At 70.8% G+C, this 20804-nt stretch carries 20 protein-coding genes; 14 read left to right on the top strand and 6 right to left on the bottom strand.

Features of this window, described 5'->3' with window-relative positions; translation table 11 throughout:
• Window positions 1–7: 7 nt before the first annotated feature.
• Window positions 8–1378, bottom strand: coding sequence for an FAD-binding oxidoreductase (locus tag ACI2L3_RS03765; RefSeq protein ID WP_404750645.1), 1371 nt, complete (start codon window positions 1376–1378; stop codon window positions 8–10).
• A 108-nt stretch (window positions 1379–1486) separates the two neighbouring features.
• Between ACI2L3_RS03765 and ACI2L3_RS03770 the strand changes: the two genes are divergently transcribed.
• Window positions 1487–2956 carry a tetratricopeptide repeat protein gene (locus ACI2L3_RS03770; protein WP_404750646.1) on the top strand — a complete coding sequence of 490 codons (1470 nt, stop codon included), beginning with the start codon at window positions 1487–1489 and terminating at the stop codon, window positions 2954–2956.
• Here ACI2L3_RS03770 and ACI2L3_RS03775 read toward each other — a convergent pair.
• On the bottom strand, window positions 2942–3397 hold the full coding sequence (locus ACI2L3_RS03775) for a MarR family winged helix-turn-helix transcriptional regulator (protein WP_404750647.1): 456 nt from the start codon (window positions 3395–3397) through the stop codon (window positions 2942–2944). The genes ACI2L3_RS03770 and ACI2L3_RS03775 overlap by 15 nt on opposite strands.
• An 80-nt stretch (window positions 3398–3477) precedes the next feature.
• On the opposite strand from ACI2L3_RS03775, the gene ACI2L3_RS03780 reads away from it, so the two are divergent.
• Both ACI2L3_RS03780 and ACI2L3_RS03785 read left to right on the top strand, forming a co-directional pair.
• On the top strand, window positions 3478–4035 hold the full coding sequence (locus tag ACI2L3_RS03780) for a quercetin 2,3-dioxygenase (protein ID WP_404750648.1): 558 nt from the start codon (window positions 3478–3480) through the stop codon (window positions 4033–4035).
• Window positions 4032–4919 carry an alpha/beta hydrolase fold domain-containing protein gene (locus ACI2L3_RS03785; protein WP_404750649.1) on the top strand — a complete coding sequence of 296 codons (888 nt, stop codon included), beginning with the start codon at window positions 4032–4034 and terminating at the stop codon, window positions 4917–4919. The genes ACI2L3_RS03780 and ACI2L3_RS03785 overlap by 4 nt, the downstream gene beginning before the upstream one ends.
• Before the next feature lie 128 nt (window positions 4920–5047).
• On the opposite strand, the gene hppD is transcribed toward ACI2L3_RS03785, so the two are convergent.
• The gene (gene hppD / locus ACI2L3_RS03790) at window positions 5048–6196 is read right to left on the bottom strand and encodes a 4-hydroxyphenylpyruvate dioxygenase (protein ID WP_404750650.1); all 1149 of its coding nucleotides are present in this window, start codon (window positions 6194–6196) and stop codon (window positions 5048–5050) included.
• Between the two features lie 121 nt (window positions 6197–6317).
• Between hppD and ACI2L3_RS03795 the strand changes: the two genes are divergently transcribed.
• The 6 genes from ACI2L3_RS03795 (at window position 6318) to ACI2L3_RS03820 (ending at window position 11311) form a co-directional block, all read left to right on the top strand.
• Window positions 6318–6788, top strand: a complete 471-nt coding sequence (locus ACI2L3_RS03795; protein ID WP_030794967.1) for an Lrp/AsnC family transcriptional regulator — start codon at window positions 6318–6320, stop codon at window positions 6786–6788.
• 60 nt (window positions 6789–6848) lie between these two features.
• Window positions 6849–7496 carry an ABC transporter permease gene (locus ACI2L3_RS03800; protein ID WP_404750713.1) on the top strand — a complete coding sequence of 216 codons (648 nt, stop codon included), beginning with the start codon at window positions 6849–6851 and terminating at the stop codon, window positions 7494–7496.
• Entirely contained in the window at window positions 7489–8766 is a 1278-nt protein-coding gene (locus ACI2L3_RS03805; RefSeq protein ID WP_404750651.1) for a betaine/proline/choline family ABC transporter ATP-binding protein, read from the top strand. Before ACI2L3_RS03800 ends, ACI2L3_RS03805 begins: the two co-directional genes overlap by 8 nt.
• A gap of 26 nt (window positions 8767–8792) precedes the next feature.
• Window positions 8793–9665 carry an ABC transporter permease gene (locus tag ACI2L3_RS03810; protein WP_404750714.1) on the top strand — a complete coding sequence of 291 codons (873 nt, stop codon included), beginning with the start codon at window positions 8793–8795 and terminating at the stop codon, window positions 9663–9665.
• Window positions 9662–10630: a glycine betaine ABC transporter substrate-binding protein gene (locus ACI2L3_RS03815; RefSeq protein ID WP_404750652.1), complete on the top strand. Its 969-nt coding sequence runs from the start codon at window positions 9662–9664 to the stop codon at window positions 10628–10630. The genes ACI2L3_RS03810 and ACI2L3_RS03815 overlap by 4 nt, the downstream gene beginning before the upstream one ends.
• Window positions 10631–10705: 75 nt before the next feature.
• A complete protein-coding gene (locus ACI2L3_RS03820) occupies window positions 10706–11311 on the top strand; it encodes an ArsR/SmtB family transcription factor (RefSeq protein WP_404750653.1) in 606 nt (201 codons plus the stop codon).
• A 152-nt stretch (window positions 11312–11463) separates the two neighbouring features.
• Here the strand turns inward: ACI2L3_RS03820 and ACI2L3_RS03825 are convergent, their stop codons facing one another.
• Entirely contained in the window at window positions 11464–12219 is a 756-nt protein-coding gene (locus ACI2L3_RS03825; RefSeq protein WP_404750654.1) for a S16 family serine protease, read from the bottom strand.
• 864 nt (window positions 12220–13083) lie between these two features.
• Window positions 13084–13530, bottom strand: coding sequence for an ATP-binding protein (locus ACI2L3_RS03830; protein WP_404750655.1), 447 nt, complete (start codon window positions 13528–13530; stop codon window positions 13084–13086).
• A gap of 157 nt (window positions 13531–13687) precedes the next feature.
• Between ACI2L3_RS03830 and ACI2L3_RS03835 the strand changes: the two genes are divergently transcribed.
• The 5 genes from ACI2L3_RS03835 (at window position 13688) to ACI2L3_RS03855 (ending at window position 19617) form a co-directional block, all read left to right on the top strand.
• Window positions 13688–14542: a helix-turn-helix transcriptional regulator gene (locus ACI2L3_RS03835; protein ID WP_404750656.1), complete on the top strand. Its 855-nt coding sequence runs from the start codon at window positions 13688–13690 to the stop codon at window positions 14540–14542.
• Window positions 14539–14748 carry a DUF397 domain-containing protein gene (locus ACI2L3_RS03840; protein ID WP_404750657.1) on the top strand — a complete coding sequence of 70 codons (210 nt, stop codon included), beginning with the start codon at window positions 14539–14541 and terminating at the stop codon, window positions 14746–14748. Before ACI2L3_RS03835 ends, ACI2L3_RS03840 begins: the two co-directional genes overlap by 4 nt.
• A gap of 80 nt (window positions 14749–14828) precedes the next feature.
• Window positions 14829–16379, top strand: a complete 1551-nt coding sequence (locus ACI2L3_RS03845; RefSeq protein WP_404750658.1) for an MFS transporter — start codon at window positions 14829–14831, stop codon at window positions 16377–16379.
• Between the two features lie 449 nt (window positions 16380–16828).
• On the top strand, window positions 16829–18628 hold the full coding sequence (locus tag ACI2L3_RS03850) for a DEAD/DEAH box helicase (RefSeq protein ID WP_404750659.1): 1800 nt from the start codon (window positions 16829–16831) through the stop codon (window positions 18626–18628).
• Window positions 18629–18975: 347 nt separating this feature from the next.
• Window positions 18976–19617 carry a helix-turn-helix domain-containing protein gene (locus tag ACI2L3_RS03855; protein ID WP_362987159.1) on the top strand — a complete coding sequence of 214 codons (642 nt, stop codon included), beginning with the start codon at window positions 18976–18978 and terminating at the stop codon, window positions 19615–19617.
• A 137-nt stretch (window positions 19618–19754) separates the two neighbouring features.
• On the opposite strand, the gene ACI2L3_RS03860 is transcribed toward ACI2L3_RS03855, so the two are convergent.
• A complete protein-coding gene (locus ACI2L3_RS03860; RefSeq protein WP_404750660.1) occupies window positions 19755–20777 on the bottom strand; it encodes an NADP-dependent oxidoreductase in 1023 nt (340 codons plus the stop codon).
• Window positions 20778–20804: the final 27 nt, after the last annotated feature.

The raw sequence follows: 20804 nt of genomic DNA on the forward strand, positions 1-20804 counted from the left end.
CACAAAGTCAGAACAACTTGCCCGGGTTGAGGAGTGCGTGCGGGTCGAAGGCCGCCTTGACGGCCCGCTGCATCTCCACTCCCACCGGGCCGATCTCCCGCGCCAGCCACTCCTTCTTCAGGATGCCGACGCCGTGCTCGCCGGTGATGGTGCCGCCGAGTTCGAGGCCGAGGGCCATGATCTCGTCGAAGGACTCGCGGGCGCGCCGGCCCTCGTCGGGGTCCGCCGCGTCGAAGCAGACGGTGGGGTGGGTGTTGCCGTCGCCCGCGTGCGCGCAGACCCCGATGGTGAGGCCGTACTTCTCGCCGATGCGCTCGACGCCGTCGAGCATCTCGGCGAGCCGGGAGCGGGGCACGCACACGTCGTCGATCATCGTGGTGCCCTTGACGGCTTCGAGCGCGGTGAGGGACAACCGCCGTGCCTGCAGGAGGAGTTCGGACTCGGCGGCGTCCTCGGCCGGGACGACCTGGGTGGCGCCCGCGGCCTCGCAGAGCGCGCCGACCGCGGCGAGGTCGGCCGCCGGGTCCGGGGTGTCGAAGGCGGCGAGGAGGAGCGCCTCGGTGGTCTCGGGCAGGCCCATGTGGGCGAGCGCGTTGACGGCCTTCACCGTCGTACGGTCCATCAGCTCGAGGAGCGAGGGGCCGTGGCCGCCCTCCATGATCGTGCAGACGGCGTCGCAGGCGGCCCGCGTCGAGGGGAACTCGGCGGCGAGGACGAGCTGTTGGGGCGGCTGGGGGCGCAGGGCGAGGACGGCGCGGACGACGATGCCTAGGCTGCCCTCGGAGCCGACGAAGAGCCGCGTCAGGTCGTATCCGGCGACGCCCTTGGCGGTGCGGCGGCCGGTGCTCATGAGCCGCCCGTCGGCGAGGACGACGTCGAGCCCGAGGACGTACTCCGCGGTGACGCCGTACTTCACGCAGCACAGACCGCCGGAGGCGGTGCCGATGTTCCCGCCGATGGTGCACATCTCCCAGCTGGAGGGGTCCGGCGGGTAGTACAGGCCGTGTTCGCCGACCGCGCGGGACAGCGTGGCGTTGATGACGCCCGGCTCGACGACGGCGATGCGGTCGACGGGGCTGATCTCCAGGATGCGGTCCATCTTGACGAGGGACAGGACGATGCAGCCGTCGTGGGCGTTGGCGGCGCCGGACAGGCCGGTGCGGGCGCCCTGCGGGACGACGGGGACGCGCAGTTCGGTGGCGGTGCGCATGACGTGCTGGACCTGCTCGACGGTGCGCGGCAGGACCACGACGGCCGGGGTGCCCGCGTCGCAGAAGCTCGCCATGTCGTGGGAGTACGAGGAGGTCACGTCCGGGTCGGTGAGGACCGCCTCGGCCGGGAGACCCTCCTGAAGGAGGTCGATGAGGGTGCGGCTCATGATCACAGCCTCGCACTCGGGGCCATCGGTGTGAACCCGTGTGCGACGCCGTTCCGCGGGCCCGGGATGTGCTCTTCGTATGGACGGCAGTGGCGCAGAGTGAGCGTCATGAAGCCTTCGGTGAAGCGTGTGCTGGTCGGCGCGGTCGCGGGGAGCGTGGTGATCGGCGGTGCGTACGTGCTGGTGCCGCAGGACGGCGGGAAACCGGCGCCGCCCGCGCTCGGCCCGGCCGGGCGGGCGATGGTGGCCGTGGGGGCGGGGACGCCCGCCGCACTGCCGGATCTGGCGGCGTTGATCGGTGAGCGTGAGGCGCATCTGCGGGCCCATCCGGGTGACGAGCAGTCCTGGGCGGTGCTCGGCTCGGCGTATGTGGCGCAGGGCGTGCGGACGGCGGACTTCGCGAACTATCCGAAGGCGGAGAGCGCGCTGCGCACGTCGCTCAGGACGCGGCCCGAGGGGAACCCGGAGGCGCTGACGGGTCTTGCCGCGCTGGCGAACGCCCGGCGCGACTTCCGCGCCGCCCGGAAGTGGGGCGAGCTCGCGGTGAAGCAGGCGCCGAAGCGGTGGACGTCGTATCCCCCGCTGATCGACGCGTACAGCGGTCTCGGGGACACGAAGGGCGCGCAGAAGGCCCTGGAGTCCTTGCAGAAGCTGGGTTCGGGCGCCGCGGTCCTGACGCGGACCGGGCAGGTCTACCGCAACCGCGGCTGGCGCGAGGACGCGAACTCCGCGCTGACCGACGCGGCGGCGCTCGCGGAGGCTCCGGCGGAGAAGGCGGCGGCGCTGCACCGCGTCGGGGAGCTCGCGTGGGAGCGGGGCGAGCCGGCGGTGGCGCTGCGCTACTACGACGCGGCGCTCGCCGCCGAGACCGACCACCATCCGTCGCTCGCGGGCCGGGGCCGCGCGCTTGCCGCGCTGGGCCGCCCCTCGGAGGCGCTGCAGGCCTACCGGTCGGCGCTCATGAAGCAGCCGCTGCCCGAGTACGCCCTGGAGCTGGGTGAGTTGTACGAGTCGCTGAAGCTGCGTCCGGCGGCGCGTGCGCAGTACGACGTGCTGCGGGCCCGGGTGAAGGAGGCGAGCACGGACGGCGTCAACAACCAGCGGATCCTGGGGCTCTTCGAGGCGGACCACGGTGACGCGGACGCGGCGGTGAGGCGGCTCACCGCGGAGTACAAGCGGCACGGCAGCCCCGAGACGGCGGACGCGCTGGGCTGGGCGCTGCACAAGTCGGGGGACGGCGAGGCGGGTCTGAAGCTGGTCACGAAGGCGATGGACAAGGGGCCCCGCAGCGCCCTCTTCGCCTTCCACCGGGGGCAGATCGAGCGGGAGCTGGGTTACTACGGCGCCGCGCGCCGCCACTTGCAGGAGGCGATGCGCGTCAACCCGTACTTCTCGCCGCTCGGCGTGCCCGCGGCGAAGAGGGCGCTGGAGGCGCTGGGCGAGCCGCCGGAGGGCGGGCCCGAGCAGGTGTACGCGCCGATCGGGGAGGTGGCCCCGCCGCTGCCCCGGCCCCGGCCCCGGCCCCGGCAGACGACGCCGCGCAAGCAGCCGCAGGCCCAGCCGTCACCCCGCGACTGAGTCCGGCCCCGGCACCGGCCCCCACGGCGCTTCGAGGGCCGCGCGCAGGGCGTCAGCCTGTGCCGCGCCGATGCGCTCGGCGAGCAGGTCCTCCAGGCGTGCGAGGGCGGCGCCGGCGTCGCGGTGGGCGCGCTCGCCCTGCGGAGTGCGGCGGATGAGCAGCTGCCGGGCGGAGGCGGGGTCGGGGACCTGTTCCAGGAGCCCGACCCCGACGAGGCCGTGCACGGCCTGGTGCGCGGTCTGCCGGGTGACACCCATGCGGCGCGCGAGTTCGGAGGTGGTGGTGCCGCCTTCGTCGAGGACGGCGAAGAGCTGCACCTGGGTCGGGGAGACGGCCGGCGTGCCGGCCGCCTCCATGGCGGCGAGGAGCCCTTCCTCGAACCAGCGGCGGGCTTCGCCGAGGAGTTGGGGCAAATTGCGTCGAGCGGTACTCTCGGTCATGAATGTCAGGCTACCTGACACTCTCCCGACACGGCACCTGCCGTTCGGCAGCCGACACGAGTCCCTGGGAGCCCCCGCCCATGACCATCGAGTACGCCACCCGCTACCGCCGCGCCTCCCACATCCCCCCGGAGCCGGGCAAGCCCTACTTCATCGAGAAGGGCGAGGGCGACCGCGCCCACCTGTTCGGTGACCTGATCACCGTCTACGCGGGCGGCGAGCAGACCGAGAACACCTTCAACTTCTTCACCGTCGAGGGCCCCAAGGGCGACCTCATACCGGCCCACGTGCACGCCGACACGCACGAGGTCTTCTACGTCACCCAGGGCGCGGTCCGCCTCTTCGTCGAGGACACCGAGGGCCTCCAGCAGGAGAAGCTGCTCACCCCCGGCGACTTCGGCTTCGTACCGAAGAACTGCACGCACGCCTACCGCATGGAGCGCCACCACAGCCAGGTCGTCGGCGTCGCCGCGGGCCCCGGCGGCACGTTCGAGCGCTTCTTCGAGAACCTGGGCGCGCCCGCGGAGGAGCACGGCCTGCCGCACCGGCCGCTGATCCCCGAACCCCACAAGTTCGGCACCGTCCCCCAGCAGTACGACGTGAACTTCCTGCCCGACCACCAGTGGCGCACCCGGTGACGGGGCCCGCGCTCCGCGAGCTGATCGCCTCGCCCCACCCCGACGTCGCTCCCCTGCCGCCCGCAGCGGTGCGCGCGCCCGGCGTACGCGAACTGCGCGGCGTGCCCTACCGTCAGGAGCCGGGCAGCCGCCCTCTGGAACTCGACCTGTGGCTGCCAGGGACCACTCCCGAGGCAGGCCCGGCGCCACTGGTGCTCTTCGTGCACGGCGGCGCCTGGCTCCAGGGACGCCGCGACGACATGGGCATGCGCACCCGGCACTGGTCGCCGGGCCCGTTCGCGCGGATCGCCGCCGAAGGTCTCGCCGTGGCCTGCGTCGACTACCGGCTCAGCGGCGAGGCGGCCTTCCCCGCCCCGCTCGACGACGTGCGGTCGGCGCTGCACTGGCTCACCCTGCGCGGCGCGGAGCTGGGCGTCGACACCGAACGGACCGTGGTGTGGGGCGAGTCGGCGGGCGGCCACCTCGCCTCGCTGCTCGCCCTGACCGAGGAGGAGCGGCCTCTCGCCGGCGCCGTGATCTGGTACGGCCCGAGCGATCTGACCGCCGCGCGCGGCCACTTCACCCCGGATGACCCCGCCACCCCTGAGGCCCTCCTGCTCGGCGCGGCCCCGGCGACCGTCCCGGAGCGGGCGCGGGCGGGCAGCCCGCTGTCCCAAGTACACCCGGACGCACCGCCGTTCCTCCTCGTGCACGGCGACGCGGACACGATGGTGGACCACCCCCACAGCGCGTCCCTCGCCGCCGCCCTGACGGCGGCCGGGGTACCGGCGGAGCTGTGGACGGTGCCGGGCGCGGACCACGGCTGGCACGGCGTGGCCGACGCGGAGGTCGAGCGCGTGTTCAGGCGCTCGCTGGAGTTCGCGCGCGGCAGCGCGGGGCTCTGAGAAACGCGCTCGCCGGACGGGCCCGCGGAATGCGGGCCTGTCCGGCGAGCGGTCACGAGCCGGGCCGAGGTGATGGAGCCCGTCCGGCGATCGAGGACGAGCCGGGCGCAGCCCGCGACAGACGGCGCCTAAAGATTGCCCCGCTTCTCCTGCTCCCGCTCGATCGCCTCGAAGAGCGCCTTGAAGTTGCCCTTGCCGAAGCCCATCGAGCCGTGCCGCTCGATCATCTCGAAGAAGACGGTCGGGCGGTCCTGGACCGGCTTGGTGAAGATCTGGAGCAGGTAGCCGTCCTCGTCGCGGTCGACGAGGATCTTCAGCTCGCGCAGGGTCTCGACGGGGACGCGGGTCTCACCGGCCCACTCGCCGAGCGTGTCGTAGTACGAGTCCGGCGTGTCGAGGAACTGGACGCCCGCCGCGCGCATCGTGCGCACGGTCTCCACGATGTCGTTCGTGGCGAGCGCGATGTGCTGGACGCCCGCGCCGCCGTAGAACTCCAGGTACTCGTCGATCTGCGACTTCTTCTTGGCGATGGCGGGCTCGTTGATCGGGAACTTCACCTTGAGGGTGCCGTCCGCGACCACCTTGGACATCAGCGCCGAGTACTCGGTCGCGATGTCGTCGCCCACGAACTCCTTCATGTTCGTGAAGCCCATGACCTTGTTGTAGAAGCCGACCCACTCGTTCATCCTGCCGAGCTCGACGTTGCCGACGCAGTGGTCGATCGCCTGGAAGGTGCGCTTGGCCGGCGGCTCGACGATCGGGTTCGCGGCGACGAAACCGGGCAGGTACGGGCCGTCGTAGTCGACGCGCTCCACCAGGGTGTGGCGCGTCTTGCCGTAGGTGGCGATGGCGGCGAGGACGACCTTGCCGTTCTCGTCCTTGACCTCGTACGGCTCCGTGATGCCGCGCGCGCCGTGCTCGACGGCGTAGGCGTACGCGGCGCGCGCGTCCGGCACCTCGATGGCGAGGTCGATGACGCCGTCGCCGTGCTCGGCCACGTGGGAGGTGAGGAACTGTCCCCAGTCCGTGGAGGGCTTGATGACGGAGGTGAAGACGAAACGCGCACCGCCGTTGGTGAGCACGTAACTCGCGGTCTCGCGGCTGCCGTTCTCCGGTCCGGAGTAGGCGACCAGCTTCATGCCGAACGCCGTGGAGTAGTAGTGCGCGGCCTGCTTGGCGTTGCCCACGGCGAAGACGACCGCGTCCATTCCCTTGACCGGGAAGGGGTCGGCCTCGCGCGCGGTTTCGGGGCTGGTGTGAGTGGTGGTCTCAGTCATGTGCTGAGGCTCCCGCCGAACCGCAAGGTGCGCAATAGTTCGCGTTTTCAGTGGTCAATCTGTCCAGTGACTGGCCAGGATGGGCGGGCTATCTGTACATCGTGACCACCGTGGAGGCGTCATGGCGATCGATCATCTGGACGGCAGACTCATCGTGCTGCTGGCACGGGAGCCGCGTATCGGGGTTCTTGAGGCGTCCCGCAGGCTCGGCGTCGCGCGCGGCACGGTGCAGGCGCGGATGGACCGGCTTCAGTCCAATGGAGTCATCCGCGGCTTCGGTCCCGAGGTCGATCCGGCGGCGCTCGGCTACCCCGTCACGGCGTTCGCGACGCTGGAGATCAAACAGGGCCAGGGCGCGGACGTACGGGCGCATCTGGCGACCGTCGCCGAGGTGCTGGAGCTGCACACCATCACGGGCCACGGCGATATGCTCTGCCGCCTCGTGGCCCGCTCGAACGCCGATCTCCAACGTGTGATCGACCGGGTCGTGGGCTTTGATGGCATCGTCCGGGCTTCCACGGCGATCGTCATGGAAAACCCCGTTCCGCTGCGGATCATCCCGCTGGTGGAGCAGGCGTCCGAAGACCCCTGAGTCACCGACCCAAGAGTCACCGACCGTGAGTTCCTTCGGAAAGACGAGGTGAGCACTTCAGTGAATTTCTGGGACTACCTCGGCAACCGCCACCAGCAACTGCTGACGGACGCGTATCAACACGCGAGCGCCGTCTTCCAGTGCATGGTCGTCGCCACCGTCATCGGCGTACTGATCGGCGTCCTCACGTACCGCAGCGAATGGGCGGGCAACCTCGCCACGACCGTCACGTCCACCATCCTCACCGTCCCCTCCCTCGCCATGATCGGCCTGCTGATCCCCGTCGTGGGGCTGGGCGTCGCGCCGACCGTGGTCGCGCTGACCCTGTACGGGCTGCTGCCGATCGTGCGCAACGCCATCGTCGGGCTGCGCGGCGTCGACCCGTCGCTGGTCGACGCCGCGAAGGGCATCGGGATGTCCCGGCTCGCCCGGCTCTTCAAGGTGGAGCTGCCGATCGCCTGGCCGCCCATCCTCACCGGCATCCGGGTCTCCACACAGATGCTGATGGGCATCGCGGCCATCGCCGCGTACGCCTCAGGCCCGGGGCTCGGCAACGAGATCTTCCGCGGCATCGGCTCGCTCGGCAGCAAGAACGCGCTCAACCAGGTACTCGCGGGCACGCTCGGGATCGTCATCCTGGCGCTGCTCTTCGACGCCGCGTACGTCGTGATCGGCAGGCTGACCATTTCGAGGGGGATCCGTGTCTGAGACCACCGCAACCTCCGGAGCGAGCGCCACATCCGGGGCGAGCGCCACCTCCGGGGCGACGATCGAGCTGGAGAACCTCACCAAGCGCTACGCGGGCAGCGGCGAACCGGCCGTGGACAGCGTGAACATGGAGATCAAGGCGGGCGAGACCGTCATCTTCGTGGGGCCCTCCGGCTGCGGCAAGTCGACCACCCTGAAGATGATCAACCGGCTCATCGAGCCGACCGGCGGACGCATCCGCATCAACGGCGAGGACGTCACCGACATCGACCCGGTGAAGCTGCGCCGCAAGGTCGGTTACGCGATCCAGTCCTCCGGCCTCTTCCCGCACATGACCGTCGCCCAGAACATCGCGTTGGTGCCGAAGATGGTCGGCTGGGGCAAGTCGCGGGTCAAGTCCCGGGTCGAGGAGATGCTCGACCTGGTGGGGCTCGACCCGGGCGAGTTCCACAACCGCTACCCGCGCCAGCTCTCCGGCGGCCAGCAGCAACGCGTCGGCGTCGCGCGGGCGTTGGCGGCGGACCCGCCCGTCCTCCTCATGGATGAGCCGTTCGGTGCCGTCGACCCGATCACCCGCGACCACCTCCAGGACGAGCTGATCAGGCTCCAGCACGAGCTGCACAAGACGATCGTCTTCGTGACGCACGACTTCGACGAGGCCATCAAGCTCGGCGACCGCATCGCCGTCCTGCGGGAGCGGTCCCACATCGCGCAGTTCGACACCCCGGAAGCCATCCTCACCAACCCGGCGGACGACTTCGTGTCGGGCTTCGTCGGGGCGGGCGCGGCGCTGAAGCGCCTCAACCTGACCCGCGTACGCGACGTCGAGATCGCCGACATCCCGACGGTGACCGTCGACGACCCGCTCCAGGACATCTTCGACAAGCTGCGCGACAGCGGCACCAACGAACTGCTCCTGCTCGACAAGCGCCGCCGACCCTACAAGTGGCTGCGGCGCGGCGACCTGATGCGCGCCAAGGGTTCGCTGGCCCGCGCGGGCACCCTCGTCCACGACACGGTGACCCGCGACGCCACCCTGCGCGACGCGCTCGAAGCGGTCCTCACGGACAGCTCCGGCCGGGTCGCGGTGACGGGGCGGCGCGGCGAGTACACGGGCGTCGTCGACATGGAGACGCTGATGAACTCCGTCCACGAGATGCTGGAGGCCGACCGCCTGGAAGCCGTCGAGCACCAGCACGAACTGCTGGAGAAGCGGGCGCAGCTGACCCGCTTCGAGCAGGAGGGCGCCGGCGGGGAGGCGAAGGCGTGAACGGAGTCCCCGGGGGTACGCCCCGCATCCCTGACCACAAGCCGTCACCCAGGGAAGCATCCCGCCCCGAGGGCGAGCACGAGGTGAAGGGCCTCGCCTTCCGCGACGAGGGAGAGGCCGAACTGGAGGCCCCGCCCACCGCACTGGCCGCCCGGCAGCCGCGCAAGGTCACCTGGCAGAAGCTGACCTTCCTGCCCGCCGTCCTCGCCGTGATCCTGCTGGCCACTTGGGTGTGGTTCCAGCAGGCCGACCTCGACTCGATCTCCAAGAACGCGCTGGCCGACGGAAACGTCTGGCTCCGGCTGCGCCAGCACATCGAGCTCACGGCGATCTCGACGTTCTTCGTCCTCATCATCGCCATCCCGCTCGGCATCCTGCTGACCCGCAAGCGGCTGCGCAAAGGCGCCCCGGTCGCGATGGCCCTGGCCAACATCGGCCAGGCGACCCCCGCGATCGGCCTCCTCGCGCTCCTGGTGATCTGGCTCGGCATCGGCGAGAAGGCCGCGCTGATCGGCATCATCATCTATGCCGTCCTGCCGGTCCTCTCCAACACGATCGCGGGCCTGAAGGCGAACGACCCGACGCTCCTGGAGGCGGCGCGCGGCATCGGCATGTCACCGCTCGGCGTCCTGTCGAAGGTCGAACTCCCCCTCGCCGTCCCGCTGATCCTCGCGGGCGTCCGCACGGCGCTCGTCCTCAACGTCGGCACGGCGACCCTCGCCACGTTCGGCGGTGGCGGCGGCCTAGGCGACCTGATCACGACGGGCATGACCAACCAGCGGATGCCGGTCCTCATGCTCGGCTCGATCCTGACGATCGCGCTGGCGCTCCTCGTGGACTGGCTGGCGTCGCTGGCCGAACTGTTCATGCGCCCGAGGGGCCTGGAGGTGGACGCATGAGGATCACGGCTCGCACCACCGTCGTCGCCGTCCTGGGCGGGTCACTGCTCGCCGGCTGCGGCCTGACCAGCGGCAGCCCGATGGTCGACGACGTCAAGCCCGGCTCCATCGGCAAGGGCCTGCCCCTGAAGGGCGCCGACCTCACCGTCACGTCCAAGGAGTTCACCGAGCAGCTCATCCTCGGCGCGATCATGGGCATCGCGTTCCAGGCGGCCGGCGCGGACGTGCTCGACCGCACGGGCATCCAGGGCTCGATCGGCGCACGTGAGGCGGTCAAGGGCGGCGACGCGGACGCCATGTACGAGTACACGGGCACGGCCTGGATCACGTACCAGGGCAACACCGAACCGATCACCGACCCGCGGAAGCAGTGGCAGGCGGTGCACGACGCGGACCTGAAGAATGGCGTCACGTGGCTGCCGCCCGCCACCCTCAACAACACGTACGCCCTGGCGATGAACCGTCGGAACGCCGCGAAGTACAAGACGAAAACCCTCTCGGACGTGGCGAAGCTGTCGAAGTCGAACCCGAAGGCCGTATCGCTCTGCGTGGAGAGCGAGTTCGCGTCGCGGGAGGACGGACTGCCCGGCATGCAGAAGAAGTACGGGATGCACGTCCCCTCCTCCAGCATCACCAAGATGGACACCGGGATCATTTACACCCAGGCGTCCAAGGGGACGTGCACGTACGGCGAGGTCTTCACGACGGACGGCCGCATCAAGGCGATGAACCTGACGACGATGGAGGACGACAAGCACTTCTTCCCCAACTACAACGCGGCCCCCGAAATCAACAGCAAGTCCTTGAAGGAACACCCGGAGATGGCGGAAGTGCTGTCCCCCATCACCAAGAGGCTGAATAACAAGGTGGCGCGGGAGCTCAACTCCAAGGTGGACGTGGAGGGTCAGGACCCGCATGAGGTGGCGAAGGACTGGCTGATCGAGGAGGGCTTCGTCAAGGAGTAGGTTCGGCCATAGTTACAAAGACTCCGTTGCAAAGAACCCGTTGCAACGGAGTCTTTGCACCTCTACGCTCGCTGCATGACGGAACAGCCGAAGCCGCACAAGGTCCGCAAGCTCGACGCGCGCACACTGCGCGGCCTCGCTCACCCCTTGCGGATGCGGCTGCTCTCCTCGCTGGGCATCGACGGACCGGCGACCGCCTCCCAACTCGCGGCACGCCTGGGCGAGTCGAGCGGCGCGACCAGCTACCACCTGCGCCAGCTCGCGGAGTACGGGTTCGTGGAGGACGATCCCGACCGCGGCAAGGGGCGGGAACGCTGGTGGCGCCCCGCTCAGCAGGGCATCCACACCGATGCGGCCCTCATGCTCGACGAGAACCCGGAAGTGCGGGGGGCGTTGAGCACCATCCTGCACGAGTACGCGACGCAGCGCGCACAAGAGGTGTCCACCTGGATCGCCACGCGGAACGAGTGGCCGCAGGACTGGCAGGAGGCCTCGGACCTCAGCGACTTCGCCCTGGACCTGACACCGGCGCAGGCTTCCGAGCTGAGCCGAAAGATCCACGAACTCGTGGAGGGCTACCGGCCGTTGGCGCCGGAGGAAGGCACCCCGAACGCGGCAAAGGTGCGCATCCACTCCACCATCTTCCCGACCCGACCGATCGGCGACAGCGACACCGCCTGAGAGGAACGAGCCCATGCACCCCGACGTACACCTGATCCTGCACAACGCCCGCGCCGAGGAATTACGGCGAGCAGCAGCCCCCGCACGAGACCCGCGCCCCCAACTCCGCGCTCAACTCGGCTGGACTCTAGTCGAATTGGGCCTACGCCTGATCAGCAGCTCGGAACCTTCGCGCCCTTCCCGCCCTTTTCCAGGGCACGCAACGCGTCGACCGTTCCCGTCAGCGTCGTGATCGGAACGAGCCGCAGCCCCTTCGGCAGCTCCGCCTCGGCGTCCGAGCACTCGTCCTTCGGCACGAGGAAGACGGTGGCGCCGTCGCGCGCGGCGGCCTGCGTCTTCAGGGCGACGCCGCCGACCGGCCCGACCTTGCCGTCGGCCGTGATCGTGCCGGTGCCGGCGATCTTGCGGCCACCGGTGAGGTCACCGCCGCTGCCGTTGCCGTCCACCTTGTCGATGATGCCGAGCGTGAGGAACAGCCCGGCGCTCGGCCCACCGATCTTGCCGAGGTCGGCCTTGACCTTCACCTTGTCGGTACCGTCCACGCCGTTCGCCTTCAGATACCGCAGCGCGGCGTCCGTGGCGGCGTCCTGCGACTTCTTCATGTCACCGAGATTGTGCTTCTCGACTTCCTTCACGTCGTCCCCGACGGGATAGACGGCTTCCTTGGGCATCACGGCCCGATCACTCCGGAACCACCCGTCGACAACGTCACCCAGATAGACATCCATCTGTGGCCCGGTCGCGACAATCGTGGTCATCCGAAGCTCCCCCTTGGTCTCCCGCGTAGGCACGCCGGAAACCGTCAGGACGGGCTTCCCCTCATGCTCCCCGAGCACGTTGGCCGTCCCCCCCGGCTGCGCCACGGCAAACGGCAACGGCGCGAGCCCCGCGACGGCGAGCAGGGCCACGACGGGCAGAGCGCAGACGGCGAGGGCCTGGGGGCGCGTGAGACGAGAAAACGAGAACACGGGATCAATCTAACGTGAGCGGGCCCCTGGCCTGAGCGGAGGAGTACCGGATCGCAAGCCGTCCGTCACCCAAGGGCGAGCACAGGCATATCCGGCCCCTCGTGGGTGCCCGTTACGGTCCGGGCTCGGCCGGCCGCCCCGCCTTCGCCGCTCGGCGGCACCTACTTCGGGAAAGTTGCGAATGCGTGCGCCGCACGCCCCCCTACACGACCAGTACGCCCCCGGCACGCGGGCCCGCTATGCCCCATTCCCGGGCCGGACAGGCATGCGCGACGGCGCGCGGGGCGCGGCAAGGGGGCGCGCGCCGACCCGATTCGCAACTTTCCCAAAGTAGGTCCCCGACCGGGGCGGCTGGCCGAGCCCAGACCGTAACGGGCACCCATGATGGGCCACCGGTCTGCACTCGGCGGCGAGAGCTGATGACCCGAGCGGAGAAGCGGGGGCGCCTTGACCGTAGCGGGCGCTCACGTTGGGCCGGTCCGCACGCGGCCGCGAGAGGGGGTGGCCCGAGCGGAGAAGCCGGGGCGCCGCTTCGACCGTGACGGGGACTCACGATGAGCCGGTCCGCACCCGGCAGTGAAAGGGGATGCCCCATCCCCAGGTCCCCGTAGACCCCACCCCTGGCCGTCCGGGTCAACGTCTGCGTGCGGTGGAGGGACGGCAGTCAAGGGTGGAGCGAAGCGGAATCGGCGGAGCCGACGCGACGCAGGAGCGCCCTTTACTGGCGGCCCGGAACCGCCACACTCCGCAAAAAACCGGGCGGCCCCGGTACCCATCAAAGGCACCGGCCCACCAAAGCCGCGGCTACGGCTCGCGCGGCGCGTCAAGCTCCGCCCAGATCGTTTTGCACGGGCGGAGCGGGAGCGGTCCCAGATCCGTGCCCCAGCGGTCCGCGAGCGCCTCGATCAGGAGCAGGCCCCGCCCCGACTCCGCCTCGGGGGAGGGGCGGCGCGGGTGGAGCGGCGGGCTGCGGTCCGCCCGCGCGTCTGTCACTTCGATACGGAGTGTTTTCGCGACGGTGATCGTCAGCCCCAGCCGGAAGCTTCTGCCGGGCACGTGGCCGTGCAGCACGGCGTTGTTCGCCAGCTCGGCGACGATCTGCTCGGCCGTCTCGGTCGGCCGTCCCCAGCTGTGCAGTTGCTCCCTCGTGAGGAGCCGGGCCAGTCGTGCGCCTCTGCGCGTCGCGGAGAGCAGGATCGTGAACTGCTGTACGGGTGTGGGGGTTTGAGCCCGGGTGGTTTCTTGGTTCACGTCACTCAGCGTGGCCGCCCGTGCGTGGCGTGGGTAGCGGGGCGCGCTGTGCGTACGGAGTCTGTCCGGTCGTTGTCCCGGCTTGTCCCGCCTGTCTTGGGTGACGTCCGGGTACGTGTGCGCGTTGGGCTTGGACGGTACGTCGGAGGTGGGCGCGGTGGAAGAACGTAACGATGGTGTGGACGAACCCGGTTGGGACGTCGACCCCGAGGACGAGATCAGTGCGGTGGTCGAGATGGTCGGCCATCAGCTGAAGCGGTGGCGCGAGGCCGCGGGCTTCCGGGTGGCGGAGTTCGGGGAAGCGATCGGGTACGGGGAGGACTTGATCCGCAAGATCGAGCGCGGGGCGCGCATCCCCCGCCCCGAGTACCTGGACAAAGTGGAGGAGGTGGTCGACGCACGCGGGCTCGTCTCCGCGATGAAGAAGGAGATGAGGGAGGCACGGTATCCGAAGCGGGTTCGGGAACTGGCGAAGTTGGAGGAGCGGGCGGTCGAGCTGGGGATGTACAGCAACCACAACATTCACGGCCTGCTGCAGACGGAGGAGTACGCGCGGGCGTTGCTCGGAACCCGACGGCCCGCCTACACGGATGAGGCGCTGGAGCGCCTGGTATCGGCACGTTTGGCGCGGCGGTCGGTCTTCGAGCGTATGCCGGCGCCGGAGTTCAGCTTCGTCCAAGAAGAGGTGACGCTGCGGCGGCCCATCGGGGGGACAATGGCCTTGCGTCGACAGCTCGAACGCCTGTTGGAGTTGGGGGAGTTGCGGAACGTCGAGGTCCAGGTGATGCCGACGGCCTGTAGCGATCACCCCGGGATGGGCGGTCGGATCCAGGTGCTGAAGTTCGGAGACGGTACAGCTATGGGACGTACCGACGACGAGTTCGCAGGCCGTCCGGTCTCCGACCCGAGGCAGCTCCGTATTCTCGAACTGCGGTATGGCATCATCCGGGCCCAGGCTCTCTCGCCACGGGAGTCTCGGGCCTTCATCGAGCAAGTGCTGGGAGAGACATGATCCGCAAGGCTTCTGCCGGGGACGCCTCCAGGCTGGAGTGGTTCAAGAGCAGCTACAGCGACAGCAGTAACGGCGAGGACTGTGTCGAGATAGCCGCCACCCCCCACACCATCCACATCCGCGACTCAAAGGTCACCGACGGCCCCCACCTCGACCTCACCCCCACCGCCTGGTCCGACTTCCTCACATACGCCTCACGCGCCTGAGAGACGTACGACCAAGGACCCACTAATTCCCCACCCAGGGACAGGGGCATAACAACACCACGCCTCTTACCCTGACGGGCATGACCAACATCGCCCCCGGCACCGGCGGAGTCCTGCGCGCCCCCTACCGCGCCCTGAGCATCGGCATCGTCTCCGTCGTCCTGCTCATCGCCTTCGAGGCGACCGCCGTCGGCACGGCGATGCCCGTCGCGGCCCGGGAGCTGGACGGCGTGGAACTGTACGCCTTCGCCTTCTCCGCGTACTTCACGACGAGCCTCTTCGGCATGGTGCTGAGCGGTCAGTGGGCCGACCGGCGCGGCCCGCTGGGCCCGCTCGCCACCGGCATCGCGCTCTTCGCGGCGGGGCTGCTGCTGAGCGGCACCGCCGGGGGCATGTGGCTGTTCATCGCGGGGCGGGCCGTGCAGGGGCTCGGCGGCGGACTGGTCATCGTCGCGTTGTACGTCGTCGTGAGCCGGGCCTACCCGGAGCACCTGCGGCCGTCGATCATGGCGGCGTTCGCGGCGAGCTGGGTCGTGCCGTCCGTGGTGGGGCCGCTGGTCGCGGGGACGGTCACCGAGCACCTCGGGTGGCGGTGGGTGTTCGTCGGCATCCCCGTCCTCGTCGTCGCGCCGCTCGCCCTCGCGCTGCCCGCGATACGGCGGACGGCGTCCGGGCCGGTGGACCCGGAGGCGCCGGTGGCCGCCTTCGACCGCCGCCGCATCCGCCTCGCGCTGGGGATCTCGTCGGGGGCGGGACTCCTCCAGTACGCGGGCCAGGACCTGCGCTGGCTCTCACTCGTACCCGCCACGCTCGGCGCGGCGATCCTCGTGCCGGCGGTGCTCGGGCTGCTGCCCAAGGGGACGTACCGGGCGGCCCGGGGGCTGCCCTCTGTCGTGCTGCTGCGCGGCGTCGCGGCGGGGTCGTTCATCGCGGCCGAGTCGTTCGTGCCGCTGATGCTGGTCACGCAGCGCGGGCTGAGCCCCACCATGGCGGGGCTCTCGCTCGCCGTGGGCGGGGCGACCTGGGCGCTCGGCTCGTACGTCCAGTCGCGTCCCCGCATGGAGCCCCACCGCACGCGGCTCGCAGCAGGCGGCATGGTGATCGTCGCTGCCGCGATCCTCGCGGCGCCCACCGTCCTCATCGAGTCCGTGCCCGTGTGGGTCGTCGCCGTCGCGTGGGCCTTCGGGTGCTACGGCATGGGCACGGTCATCGCCTCGACCAGCGTGCTGCTGCTGCGGCTCTCGCCGCCCGCGGACGCGGGCTCGAACTCGGCGGCGCTGCAGATATCCGACGGCCTCTCGAACGTCATCCTCCTCGCCGCCGGGGGCGCCGCGTTCGCCGCGCTCGGCGGGGGCGCGGTGGGCGAAGCGCACGGGGCGGCGGCCGGGGCCGGCGGGTCCCATCCGGCGGCCTTCGTCGCCGTCTTCCTGCCGATGGCGGCGGTCGCCCTGGCCGGGGCTTGGGTGGCGACGCGCCTGCAGGGCCCGAAGGTGCCGGAAGGGAATCCGGCACCGGTTCCGGCGGCGGACGAGACGGGGGTCGTGGTCACCGACGTGGTGACGGACGTACGCATGGACGTCCTGTCGGACGCCGCTCCGGAGACGACATCGGACGCACGGGCGGACGGCTAGGCGGCCTCGGTCCTACGGGCGCACGGCTGGGGCGGCCCCGGTCCTGCGGGCGGGCGGCTGGGGCGGCCCCGGTCCTACGGGCGGACGGGCGGCTGGGCGGCACCGCTCGGTCCTGCGGGGGACGGCCGGGCGGGCACCGCCTCGGCCCCACGGACGGACGGCAAGGCGAGCGGCACCTCAGCCTGCGGCGGCCAGCCGGGCGGTCTCCGCCTCGGCCCCGCGGGCGGACGTGCGGGGTACCCCACGGGGGCCCGGTGGGGCAAGACACGGGGACCTGCGCGGCAACGTGCAGGGGGACGCGCGTACCGGCACCCCCGCGCCCCGCGCGCTCGTGTGAGACCCGTCCCACCCGACCCCCACCCCGCCTCGCCCCCAGTGGAACGCCCCCGCATCACCGGTAAGGTGGCCCGGTTGTCATACGTGCCGCCGACCTTGCGAACCCGGAGACCGTGACTACCACCAGCGCCGCCGCCAACTCCTCCCACCACCTCTCTCCCGCCTTCCCCGGCCGCGCCCCCTGGGGCACCGCCAACAAGCTGCGAGCCTGGCAGCAGGGTGCGATGGAGAAGTACATCCAGGAGCAGCCGCGAGACTTCCTGGCCGTCGCCACCCCCGGCGCCGGCAAGACGACCTTCGCGCTCACGCTCGCGTCCTGGCTGCTGCACCACCATGTCGTGCAGCAGGTCACCGTGGTCGCGCCCACCGAGCACCTGAAGAAGCAGTGGGCGGAGGCCGCCGCCCGTATAGGCATCAAGCTGGACCCCGAGTACAGCGCAGGACCGCTCAGCAAGGAGTACCACGGCGTCGCCGTGACGTACGCGGGCGTCGGCGTACGCCCGATGCTGCACCGCAACCGCTCCGAGCAGCGCAAGACCCTCGTGATCCTCGACGAGATCCACCACGCGGGAGACAGCAAGTCCTGGGGTGAGGCGTGCCTCGAAGCCTTCGAGCCGGCCACGCGGCGCCTCGCGCTCACCGGTACGCCGTTCCGGTCCGACACGAACCCGATCCCCTTCGTCACGTACGAGGAGGGGAACGACGGCATCCGGCGCTCCTCCGCCGACTACACGTACGGCTACGGCAGCGCGCTCGGCGACGGCGTCGTGCGGCCCGTCATCTTCCTCTCGTACTCCGGCAACATGCGGTGGCGCACGAAGGCGGGCGACGAGATCGCCGCGCGGCTCGGTGAGCCGATGACCAAGGACGCCGTCAGCCAGGCCTGGCGAACCGCGCTCGACCCGCGCGGCGAGTGGATGCCGAACGTCCTCAAGGCCGCCGACAAGCGGCTCACCGAGGTCAGGAAGGCCATCCCCGACGCGGGCGGCCTCGTCATCGCCTCCGACCAGGACTCCGCCCGCGCCTACGCCAAGCTGATCCGGGAGATCACGGGCGCGAAGGCGACCGTCGTCCTCTCCGACGACACCGGGGCGTCCCAGCGGATCGACGACTTCAGTGCCAGTACCGACCGCTGGATGGTCGCGGTCCGCATGGTGTCCGAAGGCGTCGACGTGCCGCGCCTCGCGGTGGGCGTGTACGCGACCACGATCTCCACGCCGCTCTTCTTCGCGCAGGCCGTCGGCCGTTTCGTACGGTCCCGGCGGCGCGGCGAGACCGCGTCCGTCTTCCTGCCCACCGTCCCCGACCTGCTCACCTTCGCCAACGAGATGGAGGTCGAGCGCGACCACGCCCTCGACAAGCCGAAGAAGGAGGGGGAGGAAGACCCCTACGCCGAGTCCGAGAAGGAGATGGACGAGGCGAACAAGCAGGAGGACGAGGACACCGGGGAGCAGGAGCAGTTCTCCTTCGAGGCACTGGAGTCGGAGGCCGTCTTCGACCGGGTGCTCTTCGACGGCGCCGAGTTCGGCATGCAGGCGCACCCGGGGAGCGAGGAGGAGCAGGACTATCTGGGCATCCCCGGCCTCCTCGAACCCGATCAGGTGCAGATGCTGCTCCAGAAGCGGCAGGCCCGGCAGATCGCCCACAGCAGGAAGAAGCCCGACGAGGAGGCCGACCTCCTCGAACTGCCCGCCGAGCGGCGGCCCGTGGTCTCCCACAAGGAGCTGCTCGGGCTGCGGAAGCAGCTCAACACGATGGTCGGCGCGTACGTCCATCAGAGCGGGAAGCCGCACGGCGTGATCCACACCGAGCTGCGGCGCACCTGCGGCGGGCCGCCCAGCGCGGAGGCCACGGCCGGGCAGCTGCGGCAGCGGATCGAGAAGGTCCAGGAGTGGGCCACCCGCATGAAGTGACGTTCGAGTACGCGAGTACGTCATGAGGTGACGTTCGAGTAAGGAGCGGGGCGTTCCGAGTGCGGAGGGCTTGTGTGAATGTCGCGCGCGCGGCTCGCCGGGGGCGCCCCGCGTAACGGGGCAGATGCGGGCGCTAGGGGCGCCCCGGTGCCCGGATTCTGGACGAAGTCTTCCGCTGAGCGGGACGGCCTCGCTACTGTCCCCGCAACGCACACGCCCCGTGGCAGCGCCGCCGCGGAGCGCAGCCGGTGTTCCGACCGGCGGCCTCTGACGCGCGTCGCCCACGGGACCGGCGGCGCAACCGCCGCGTAAGGGGGCCGCCGACCCTCACCTAAGGAGTGGGCGTCGTGACCGCGGAGACTTCCCAGACGCTCGACAGAGGACTGCGCGTCCTCAAGCTGCTGGCCGACACCGACCATGGCCTCACGGTCACCGAGCTCTCCAACAAGCTCGGCGTGAACCGCACCGTGGTGTACCGCCTGCTCGCCACGCTCGAACAGCATGCGCTGGTACGACGGGACCTGGGCGGCCGGGCCCGCGTCGGCCTCGGCGTGCTCCGGCTCGGCCGCCAGGTGCATCCGCTGGTACGGGAGGCCGCGCTGCCCGCGCTGCGCTCCCTCGCGGAGGACATAGGCGCGACGGCCCACCTCACCCTCGTCGACGGCTCGGAGGCCCTCGCGGTCGCGGTGGTCGAGCCCACGTGGACGGACTACCACGTCGCGTACCGCACGGGGTTCCGGCACCCGCTCGACCGGGGTGCGGCGGGCCGAGCGATACTCGCGGCGCGGCAGGGGCTCGTGACGGACCCCGGGTACGCGCTCACGCACGGGGAACTGGAGGCGGGGGCCAGCGGGGCGGCGGCCCCCCTGGTGGGCGTCACCGGTCTCGAGGGCAGCGTGGGTGTGGTCATGCTCGCGGATTCGGTGCCGGAGAGGGTGGGGCCCCGGGTGGTGGATGCGGCTCGGGAGGTCTCCGATGCGTTGCGCTGAGGCCGCGCGGGCGAGCGGAGTCACGGGGCGCGGTCGATCGCCGGCTGCGCCGAGCTCGTCCTCAAACGCCGGACGGGCTGGATATGCCTGCGCTCGCCCTCCAGTGCCGGACGGGCTGGATATGCCTGTGCTCGTGTTCAGCGCGCGACCGTAAGCACGAGCTTGCCCTGGATGTGCCCCCGGGCGGCCCGCTCATGCGCCGCCCGCGCACCCGCAAGCGGATACGTACCGTCGAGCGCCACCCGTACCGCACCCGCGTCGACCAGCCGGACGAGCTCGGCGAGTTGCGCGCCGCTCGACCGGACCTGGGTGAGCGTGACCGTGATGCCGAGCTCCGCGTTCTCCGCGTCGTCGAAGTCGCCGAAGTACACAGGGAAGAGGGAGCCGCCGCGCTTGAGTGTGCGCAGGAAGCGCCTGCTGTGGGGGCCTCCGACCGTGTCCAGGACGAGGTCGACGTCACGGACGACGTCCTCGGGCCGCTCCTTGGTGTAGTCGATGAACTCGTCGGCGCCGAGGTCGCGCAGGAAGGCCTCGTGGGTGCCCGAGGCGACGGCGATGACTCGGGCGCCCTTCCACTTGGCCAGCTGGAGGGCGAGGTGCCCCACGCCGCCCGCGGCGCCGTTCACGAGAACCGTGGTGTCGCTGTCGAGAGCGACCGGGCGGTGCCGGGCTTCCTGGAACGGCGAGGGATGGTCGTGCCCCAGCTCGATCAGGTACTGCCACGCCGTCAGCCCGGACATGGGGAGGCCGGCGGCGTGCGCGTGGTCGACGGTGGCCGGCTTGCGGGCGAGGTCGGCCGCCGGAGCGGTGACGTACTCGGCGTACGCGCTGCCCTGGAGGGCCGCCGGGAAGCGCAGCAGGCCGATCACCTCGTCCCCGACCGAGAAGCGGTCGGCGGCGGTGCCGGGGCCGAGGGCTTCCACGACGCCCGAGACGTCGGTCCCGGGGATGAGGGGGAGGTGGAACGGGGGCTTGAGCTCGGGAGGTACGTCGGGCATCCCTTCACGCGCGTACCAGTCGGGCGGATTGAGCCCGACGGCATGCACACGGACGAGCACCTCCCCCGGCCCCGGCTCGGGAATCGGCACGTCCTCGTGGCGCAGGGCTTCCGGGCCGCCGAACTCGTGCAGCCGGATCGCCTTCATCGTGGGGATTGCCATCGCTTCTCTCCTGCTCGCGCCGCGGGT

This window comes from Streptomyces sp. NPDC029674 (assembly GCF_044903205.1).
Taxonomy (GTDB): Bacteria; Actinomycetota; Actinomycetes; order Streptomycetales; family Streptomycetaceae; genus Streptomyces.